This is a genomic window from Nitrospirae bacterium CG2_30_53_67, assembly GCA_001873285.1.
GTDB lineage: Bacteria > CG2-30-53-67 > CG2-30-53-67 > CG2-30-53-67 > CG2-30-53-67 > CG2-30-53-67.
Genome location: MNYV01000108.1, coordinates 1 through 8,541 on the forward strand (window position 1 = coordinate 1; position 8,541 = coordinate 8,541).

Sequence of the window (8,541 nt, forward strand, 5' to 3'; positions counted from 1 at the left end):
GTAGGGGTTCCGCACTCCGGCAGCTTTTCATGAACAGCAGAGAAACCCACGACTCGGCGCCGGCGCCCGACAGGTCCGGCGCCGAAGGCGTGGGAGAGCATTTTTGAAAGCATGACCGGAACTTCATTTAACGCATCATCGGCGCTCCCGTCCTCCGGGGCTTCTCGAAAACCGGATCGGCATCAATTTCTGATTGACTTTGGGATTCCCGCCCATTAGGATATCCTCATCCGTTTTAATCAACCTTTCTTGTATCGATACGTTCATTATGGATGATCATCGCCTCAAAGTCTTCTGCACCGTGGCCAAAACCCTCAACTTCTCCAGGGCGGCCGAGGAAAATTTCATCACCCAGTCCGCGGTCAGCCGCATCATCAAAAACCTGGAAGAGGAATTGGGCGTACAGCTCGTCCACCGGCAGCGCTCAAGCCTGGCACTGACCGCCATCGGCAAGGAATTCTACAAACGAGCGCGGGAGATCCTGAAGATGTATGCAACGACCGTAAAGCAAGTCGATGAACTTGCGAATTCGGTCAAAGGGCTCCTTTCCGTGGGCACCAGCACGACTGTGGCCCGGTACGTCTTTCCGGATCTTCTTTTAAAATTCAAGAAGACGTATCCCGCCATCCAGGTCAACCATCTGGTCAACAATACCCGTGGAATTCTGGATGCATTGATCTCCGGGGATATCGAGGTGGGATTGGTGGAGGATCAGGTCTATTACCCGGGCGTGCTTTCGGAAAAACTCTGCGAGGATGAACTGGTCCTGCTCGTGAACAAGAACCATCCCTGGGCAGGGCTCAAAAGGATCTCCAGGGAACAACTCCTAAAAGAGCCTTTTATCCGGAGGGAAAAAGGATCGGGTACGCGCCACATGATGGAGAACCGTTTAGGGGAAATGGGGATCAAGCCTTCAGAATTGAACATCGTGCTGACCTCGGCCAGCACGGATCTCATCATCCGGGCCGTGGAACAGGGGATCGGCACGGCCTGTGTCTCCAAATGGGCGGTCCGGGAGCATCTGAAAAAAGGAAAGCTTAAAACGGTAAGAATGTGCGAGGAGCCGCTCTCCAGGGATTTCCTGATCATCCGGCTCGACCAGGAATTCTACACCCATGTGGCCCAAACCTTCCTCCAGTTCCTCAAGGAGTCCCCTCTGCCTCCGAGCCCGTGACCCATCCTCCAGTATAAGACTTCTTATCCCCGGTTGGTTCTTCGCTCCGATTCCGACCTTTGCTGCGACCCTTTATCCTTTTAGTCTCTTCCGTTTTTTTCATGGATGGATCATCTCCAAAAGAGTGGGTGAAAACATCAGGGGTCAAGTGAAGCGCTCATTTGAATTTTTTCGGCAGGTCCTTCTTCAGGAAAGCCATGAGTTCGTCCCTCCGGTCGTAGAGGCGTTTGTGTTTCCTCTTGGGATGTTTGGCCAGGACATAGGCCGTAAGAATCGGAAGGGCGATGGTCGTATCCACATAGGCCACCACAGAATCCGGAAGGCGCTCGGGGTCCACCTTTCCCCAGGAGACGGCCTCGGAAGGGGTCGCACCGGAAAGACCTCCCGTATCCGGCCGGGCATCGGTCACCTGAAGGAAATAGCCGTGTCCCGAATCCTTAAGTCCGAAGACCTCCTGGATCTGCGGCTCGGTCTGGAGCACGAAATTCTTGGGGGAGCCTCCGCCCATCAGAACCACGCCGCTTTTTAATCCGTTCTTCTTGGCATGGTAGATGATGGCGGCGGTTTCGTTTACGTCCAGAGAGAGATCGATCCTCGGACCGGCCCCCTTGATGTTCAGCGCTGCGATATTCATCCCGATGGAGGAGTCGCCCGGAGAGGAGGTATAGACCGGGACCCCGTGCTGATACGCCGCGGAAAGGAGGCTCACGGTCGGAAGCCCGAGCACCTTTTCCCGTTCGGCCACGAACTTCCCGATCCGGTAATGAAGCTCGGCTGTCCCCATCTCTTTCCGGAACTCCGGAGCGGAGAGAATCTCACGGAAAAAGCTGTCCGTCTTCAGGAGTACGTCGTAGGAAAAGAGCACATCATAGATCCGGATGACCTCTTCCTTCCTGAGCTCCCGGTCATCAAGAAACGGGGTCCCCCGGTGCAGCGTCAGCCCGATGCCGAAATGGGTGTCGTGGTAGAGGTTGGCGCCGGTGGAGACGATCCAGTCCACAAAACCGTTCTCAATCAGCGGGATGATGCATGATCGCCCCAAGCCGGCCGGGGTCAGGGCGCCCGAAAGGCTTAAGCCTACGGTCACGTCATCCTTCAGGATTTTCTCGTTCAGGAGCCGGCAGGCCTCATGAATCCTTCCGGCATTGTAGGCGAGAAAGGTCCGCTCCACGAGTTCGGCAACGGTTTCATCTCCCCGGATGCCGCCGGGCACGATCGGCTCTCCGGAAAGATAAGGATGTTTGTTCTTTGGCATGATAGACATAACCTCCATTATTTTGATATAGGTTCTTCTCTCATTTAGTGGGTAAAAAGGGTTCAAGTGAAGTACTTAAACGCAAACAAAAGCTCCGGAGAAAAACACTAAAACCCTTGACCGCTGATGTTTTTAGCACTTCACCCCGTTAGAGGATAACCTCTAACGGGGTTCACTCGACCCCTTGACTCCTTGGCCCCTTGACCCCTTATGTTTTCACCCACTCTTTTGGAGATGATCCTTAACTTATATCGCCATCCAGCTTTCTTGCGGGTGAATCAAAATCCTTTGATCTTTCAATCTCCGGCCTCTTCGCTGACAATCTTCCCTTTAAAGATCTTCTTGGCATTGTGGATCTTCTGCAGATTCTCCTCATAGTGCGGTTTAAGGGCATCCCTGATCTTCATGAGTTCGGCGATTTCTTCCGGCAAGTAAGCCACACCGTCCACCTTGTCCTCCATGGACGGGTGGGAGATCAGATAAATTTCAGCGCCGAGAACCCGGCTGAATATTTTCACGGCAAGCCGTTGTTCACGGAACTGTTCTTCGGTCAGCGATAAGAGCGCTTTGATCTGTTCAGGGCTGGGTTCATAGACGGTCATTTCCAAGTCCTGTGTTCACTGCATCCAGCATGTGCCTGACTTCATCTTCTGCAAAGTCCAGGACGCCGCTCTGCAATGCCTCGGCCTCGGCCTGCTCATTCTGTTCCAGGATACCGGATGCAAAATACTCCTCCCTGAGCTGTGCCGCAGGATTCTGATAGAGAATCTTCCCTGCCCTGTCCTTGAGAACCAGGTTGATGTCCACCGAAAGGCGGTACTCGCTCACGGTTCCGGCTGCCGATCTCGCCACCGAGGTGTTTGAATAACCCGAAATACGCCCGGTCAGGATCTTGCCGGCCCGGTCCTCGTTCACGATCATGACCCCCGCCCGGTTGAATTCCCGGATCAGGGCGCCGGTAATCAACGCCTGGATGTTGGGCTCTGAAGATTCATTCACGAATATCGGAACAGCCACGGTTCCAAACGAAGCCGGGGCCTTGGGCCCAGCCCCCAGGTGATACCCGCATGCCGTCATGACCAAGGCACAAGAGAAGATCAGAATCCTCTTGAATATATTCATCTTCATCCCGCCCCTCCTCAAATTACGATGTTGACCAGTTTACCCGGCACCACGATGACCTTTCGGACCGTCTTCCCGTTCGTAAACTCAAGAACACGGGCGTCGGAAAAGGCCGTCTCCCTCAGCATCTCATCGGGTGAGTTCGCAGGAACCTCGATCCGGCTCCGGATCTTTCCGTTGATCTGCACCACGACGGTGATGGTTTCTTCCTTGGCAATGGTCTCGTCATAGACAGGCCAGAAGACCTCTCCGATCCCCCCCGTATGCCCCAGGGCCTCCCACATCTCTTCGGCAATGTGCGGCGCGAAAGGCGCAAGCATCAGGGCCAAGGCCTCCAGGGACTCTCGAAGCACGGGAAGGGTTTCTTCGGTGAATGATTCCTGTTGGGTCTGGAGCAGGAGGTTGACGAGTTCCATGATCGCAGCGATGGCCGTGTTGAAGTGGAACCTTCCATCCAGGTCGTGGGTGACCTTGCGGATGGTCTGGTGCGTCTTCCTGCGGACGGCCATGACGGAATCGGGAAGGACGCCTCCAATCACGGCATCTTTTGGAATTTTCCCCAACCTCTCGGCATAGGTGAAGACCAGCCTCCAGACCCTGTGCAGAAACCGATAGGTCCCTTCCACACCCTGATCGCTCCATTCCAGGTCCTTTTCAGGCGGGGCGGCAAACAGGGAGAAGAGCCTTGCCGTATCGGCGCCGTATCTGCTGATCAGGAAATCCGGGTCCACCACGTTCCCCTTGGACTTGCTCATCTTGGCCCCGTCCTTGATCACCATCCCCTGGGTCAGGAGGTTCACGAAGGGCTCGTTCAGGGAAATCATCCCCAGGTCACGGAGAACCTTGGTGAAGAATCTTGAATAAAGCAGGTGCATCACGGCATGCTCGATCCCGCCGATATACTGGTCCACGGGCATCCAGTACTCCGCTTCTTTCCGGTCGAAGGGCCCCTGGTCCCGCACCATGGAGGCATAGCGAAGGAAATACCACGATGACTCCACAAAGGTGTCCATGGTGTCGGTCTCCCGCCTGGCCGGGCGTTTACATGCCGGGCAACGTGTCCTCACGAATTCAGCATGGGAATCCAGCGGCGAACCGCCGGTTCCGGTAAAAGCCACATCTTCAGGCAGGACCACGGGGAGGTCCTCCTCTTTCACCGGAACGATCCCGCAGGAATCGCAGTAGACCATGGGGATGGGCGCCCCCCAGTAGCGCTGTCTGGAGATCCCCCAGTCCCTGAGGCGGTAGTTGATCGTCCTATCCCCGATCCCTCGGATCTTGATCTCTTCGGTTATCTTTTGTTTAGCGGTCTCGCTGTCGAGACCGATGAACTGATCTGAATTGACCATGATGCCCGGTTCGGTATACGCCTCGGCCATCTCCTCCGGCCGGAGGGTCCGGTCGGGCGGCTGGATGACCACCTGTATGGGGATCCCGTACTTTTTTGCAAACTCAAAATCCCGCTGGTCATGGGCCGGCACGGCCATGACGGCGCCTGCGCCGTATTCCATGAGCACAAAGTTGGCAATATAGATGGGAATGGGTTTCCCGGTCATGGGATTGACGGCGAAACTCCCGATAAAGACCCCTTCCTTTTCCACGTCCTCGGACGTCCGGACGATCTTGTCGGTCCTGCGCATCCGTTCGATAAAGGCCTCCACATCCGCCTTTTGCTCCGGAGCGGTCAAGGAGAAGACCATGGGATGTTCGGGCGCCATGCTCATGAAGGTGGCGCCGAACAGGGTGTCAGGCCTCGTGGTGAAGATCAGGATCTTCTCTTCCCGCCCTTGAACAGGGAACTCCACCTCCACGCCGTAACTCTTTCCGATCCAGTTCTTCTGCATGGTGATGACCCGTTCCGGCCAGCCGGGAAGTTTGTCGCAGAACGAGAGGAGTTCATCCGCATATCGGGTAATCCGGAAAAACCACTGGGATAACTGCTTCTGTGTCACATCGCTGTCGCACCTCCAGCAGCGGCCGCCTTCCACCTGTTCGTTGGCCAGAACCGTGCGGCAGGAGCTGCACCAGTTGACCGAGGATTCCTTGCGGTAGACCAGCCCTTTTTCATACATCTTCAGAAAAACCAACTGTTCCCAGCGATAGTACCCGGGATCGCAGGTCGCAACCTCCCGGTCCCAATCGTAGGAAAGCCCCAACTGCTTGAGCTGGACCCGCATGGCCTTGATGTTTTCGTATGTCCATTTGGCCGGATGGACCCCGTGCTTGATCGCCGCGTTTTCCGCAGGCATCCCGAAGGCATCCCAGCCCATGGGATGGAGCAGATTATATCCCTGCATCCGCCTGAACCGGGCGATTACATCCCCAATGGAATAGTTCCGTACATGCCCCATGTGGATCTTCCCTGATGGGTAGGGGAACATCTCAAGGATATAGCACTTCTTACGGGATGGATCGGGAAGAGACCTGAAGCTCTTATTCTCTGCCCAGAAGGTCTGCCATTTCCGCTCAACATTTGAAGGATGGTACTCAGCATCCACTTCTGCACCTCGTCATTTAAGAAAAAGATATGAGGATAATTAACATACCCCCCCTTTTTTTTCAAGTAAAAAGCCGATATCGCCCCTCCTTGCAGGGAAACATCTACATAGGAAAAAATTTGCTTTTTTGTCACATTCTGCTATGCTATGCCATGACGGATCCATTGAGGATGGCCGTGTTCTTTCCCGGCTGAATCGTAACCCATCATGCTGTAATTATTGCGCCTATGGACTTGATCGAAGAAGAGGCAAAAAAGACTCCAAAGAAAGCCATGGTCCTGGCTGCAGGCCTGGGGGAGAGGCTTCGACCCCTCACCCTGGAGCAGCCCAAACCGCTGATCCCGGTGGCAAACCGCCCGCTGATCGAATTCAACCTCGATCTTCTGAAACGAAACGGCATCGAGGACGTCGCCGTGAACCTGCACTATATGGGGGACCGGATCAAAGAACATCTTGGCGACGGCTCCCGTTTTGGGCTCAGGATCATTTATTCCGAAGAACCCGCCCTGCTGGGAACCGGCGGAGGGATCAGGAAGATGCGGGCCTTTTTCGAAGACCGGGCCTTTGTGGTGATTAATGCGGACATCCTGATCGACATCGACCTCGGGGAGGTGATCGGATTTCACCTCTCCCGCAGGGCGTTCTCCACCATGGTCCTCAGGCCTAATCCGGACCCCGTCCGTTACGGGACCATCGAAACGGATCATTCAGGAAGGATCAGGGAGTTCCTGGGAAAGGTCAAGACGAAACAGACCGGCCTTGAGAAATGGATGTTCACCGGCATCCACATCATGGATCCCGAAGTCATGAATTTCATGCCCAAACGCAAGACCTTTTGTATCAACCGGGACGTCTACGCCCAATGGATCCGCTCCAAAAAGCCCTGTTACGGATATATCCACAGGGGATACTGGAGAGACCTCGGCGAGATCGGGGACTATTTTCAGGCCAATCAGGACATCCTCGATAATCATGCGTTGAAACAGGGATCCGTGGATAACGGGCCGGCAAACTACAAGAGGGGGAACGGGGTCACGGTGGACCCTGACTGCCTGATCGGGAACGGCGCCGTCATCAAGGATGAGGCCGTGATCGGACCCGGCGCCATCATCGGAGACCGGTGCACCATCGGCTCCGGATCCAGGGTCTCAAACAGCATCCTCTGGCCCGATACCGTGATCGGCGACCACGAGAATATCCACGGCATGATCGTAACCCACTACCAGAGGATACAGGGATAAACCAAACCATGCAGCACTGGACGGAATACACCCGATTCATCACCGCGTTGCTGGCCATCCTGGACCCATTTCTTGCGATCCCCGTATTTTTAAACATCACCAAGGACTATACCGAAAAAGGGCGCAAGAAAACCGCCTTGGTCGTCACCTTCACCGTCACGGGTGTGCTTCTTTGCTCCGCCCTGACCGGGGAGACGATCCTGAGATGGATCGGAACCAGCCTCGGTTCCTTCATGGTCGGCGGCGGGATTGTCCTGTTCCTGATGGCCCTGGCCATGCTTCGTGCAACGCCCGGACATGTCAGGCAGACGCCTGAAGAAGAGATCGAGATGGCGGATAAGAGCGCTGCGGCAATCGTCCCTCTGGGGATACCCCTGCTGGCCGGGCCCGGGGCCATCAGCACGGTGATCATTGCCATGAACCGCGGAAACAGCTGGAATCATTATCTGATCATCCTCTGCTCCATCCTGATGGTCTGTTTCATTCTTTGGATCATGCTCCACCTGGCGTTTCCCATCGGCACGGCCATGGGGACGCTCGGTCTCAATATCGCCAACCGGATCCTGGGGCTGCTACTCGCCGCCTTTGCTATCGAGATCATGGCCAATGGATTGAAACAGTTGTTTCCCATTCTTTCCAGACTGTCATAATCAATAGATTTTATGCATTCATATATGAAAGGGTTTTCCTGACCCGGATCCTGGCGGAGGGGTCTTCCACGATTTTCCCGATCCGGTGGGCCGCGAGTGCGCCCTTTTCCTTCAGCGTTTGAATCAGTCGGTCCGATTCTTCCGGAGCCACGGCGATCAAGAGGCCGCCCGAGGTTTGGGCATCGCAGAGCACCAGCCGTTCTATCTCTGAAATGGAGGGGTCCCAGACCACGGCATCCGCCAGAAACTTGAGGTTGGCCCGGGTTCCGCCCGGGATATATCCCTCGCGCGCCAGGCCCCAGACCTCCTCGATCACAGGGACCTGATTCAGGTAGATCTCGGCGCCGACGCCGGTGGACAGGGCCATTTCGTGGAGGTGCCCGAGAAGGCCGAAACCCGTGATGTCGGTGCAGGCATGGGGTGAGACGGTTCTCATAACCTCAGCCGCAGCCCGGTTGAGCGTGGCCATCAGGATGGTGATCTTTTCGATCAGCTCCGGGCCAGCGGCATGGTTCTTGATGGCCGTGGTCACGATCCCGCTCCCCAGGGGCTTGGTCAGGATCAGATCATCCCCCACGCGGGCTCCGGCATTGGCCACGAT

General features: G+C 55.7%; 8 protein-coding genes. 3 read left to right on the forward strand and 5 right to left on the reverse strand.

The window, feature by feature from the left end; all coding sequences use genetic code 11:
• The first annotated feature begins 268 nt into the window (after positions 1-268).
• Positions 269-1,174, forward strand: coding sequence for a hypothetical protein (locus tag AUK29_06715; protein OIP63355.1), 906 nt, complete (start codon positions 269-271; stop codon positions 1,172-1,174).
• Positions 1,175-1,331: 157 nt separating this feature from the next.
• Here the strand turns inward: AUK29_06715 and AUK29_06720 are convergent, their stop codons facing one another.
• The 4 genes from AUK29_06720 to AUK29_06735 all read right to left on the reverse strand — a co-directional run bounded on the left by AUK29_06720 (position 1,332) and on the right by AUK29_06735 (position 6,049).
• Positions 1,332-2,429, reverse strand: coding sequence for a deoxyhypusine synthase (locus AUK29_06720; protein ID OIP63356.1), 1,098 nt, complete (start codon positions 2,427-2,429; stop codon positions 1,332-1,334).
• A gap of 296 nt (positions 2,430-2,725) precedes the next feature.
• Entirely contained in the window at positions 2,726-3,031 is a 306-nt protein-coding gene (locus AUK29_06725; GenBank protein ID OIP63357.1) for a hypothetical protein, read from the reverse strand.
• Positions 3,018-3,557: a hypothetical protein gene (locus AUK29_06730; GenBank protein ID OIP63358.1), complete on the reverse strand. Its 540-nt coding sequence runs from the start codon at positions 3,555-3,557 to the stop codon at positions 3,018-3,020. The genes AUK29_06725 and AUK29_06730 overlap by 14 nt, the downstream gene beginning before the upstream one ends.
• An 11-nt stretch (positions 3,558-3,568) precedes the next feature.
• The gene (locus tag AUK29_06735; GenBank protein OIP63359.1) at positions 3,569-6,049 is read right to left on the reverse strand and encodes a leucine--tRNA ligase; all 2,481 of its coding nucleotides are present in this window, start codon (positions 6,047-6,049) and stop codon (positions 3,569-3,571) included.
• 227 nt (positions 6,050-6,276) lie between these two features.
• Between AUK29_06735 and AUK29_06740 the strand changes: the two genes are divergently transcribed.
• Positions 6,277-7,290, forward strand: a complete 1,014-nt coding sequence (locus tag AUK29_06740; GenBank protein ID OIP63360.1) for a hypothetical protein — start codon at positions 6,277-6,279, stop codon at positions 7,288-7,290.
• Between the two features lie 8 nt (positions 7,291-7,298).
• On the forward strand, positions 7,299-7,940 hold the full coding sequence (locus tag AUK29_06745; protein OIP63361.1) for a hypothetical protein: 642 nt from the start codon (positions 7,299-7,301) through the stop codon (positions 7,938-7,940).
• Between the two features lie 10 nt (positions 7,941-7,950).
• On the opposite strand, the gene AUK29_06750 is transcribed toward AUK29_06745, so the two are convergent.
• Positions 7,951-8,541, reverse strand: a 591-nt coding sequence (locus AUK29_06750) for a selenide, water dikinase SelD (protein OIP63362.1), incomplete at its 5' end; no start/stop codon positions are given.

What these genes read in the sequence shown, in the direction of transcription:
- AUK29_06730 (OIP63358.1), bottom strand. Translation starts at nt 3,557, where the DNA reads ATGAAGATGAATATATTCAAGAGGATTCTGATCTTCTCTTGTGCCTTG.
- AUK29_06745 (OIP63361.1), top strand. Translation starts at nt 7,299, where the DNA reads ATGCAGCACTGGACGGAATACACCCGATTCATCACCGCGTTGCTGGCC.
- AUK29_06740 (OIP63360.1), top strand. Translation starts at nt 6,277, where the DNA reads ATGGACTTGATCGAAGAAGAGGCAAAAAAGACTCCAAAGAAAGCCATG.
- AUK29_06715 (OIP63355.1), top strand. Translation starts at nt 269, where the DNA reads ATGGATGATCATCGCCTCAAAGTCTTCTGCACCGTGGCCAAAACCCTC.
- AUK29_06720 (OIP63356.1), bottom strand. Translation starts at nt 2,429, where the DNA reads ATGCCAAAGAACAAACATCCTTATCTTTCCGGAGAGCCGATCGTGCCC.
- AUK29_06725 (OIP63357.1), bottom strand. Translation starts at nt 3,031, where the DNA reads ATGACCGTCTATGAACCCAGCCCTGAACAGATCAAAGCGCTCTTATCG.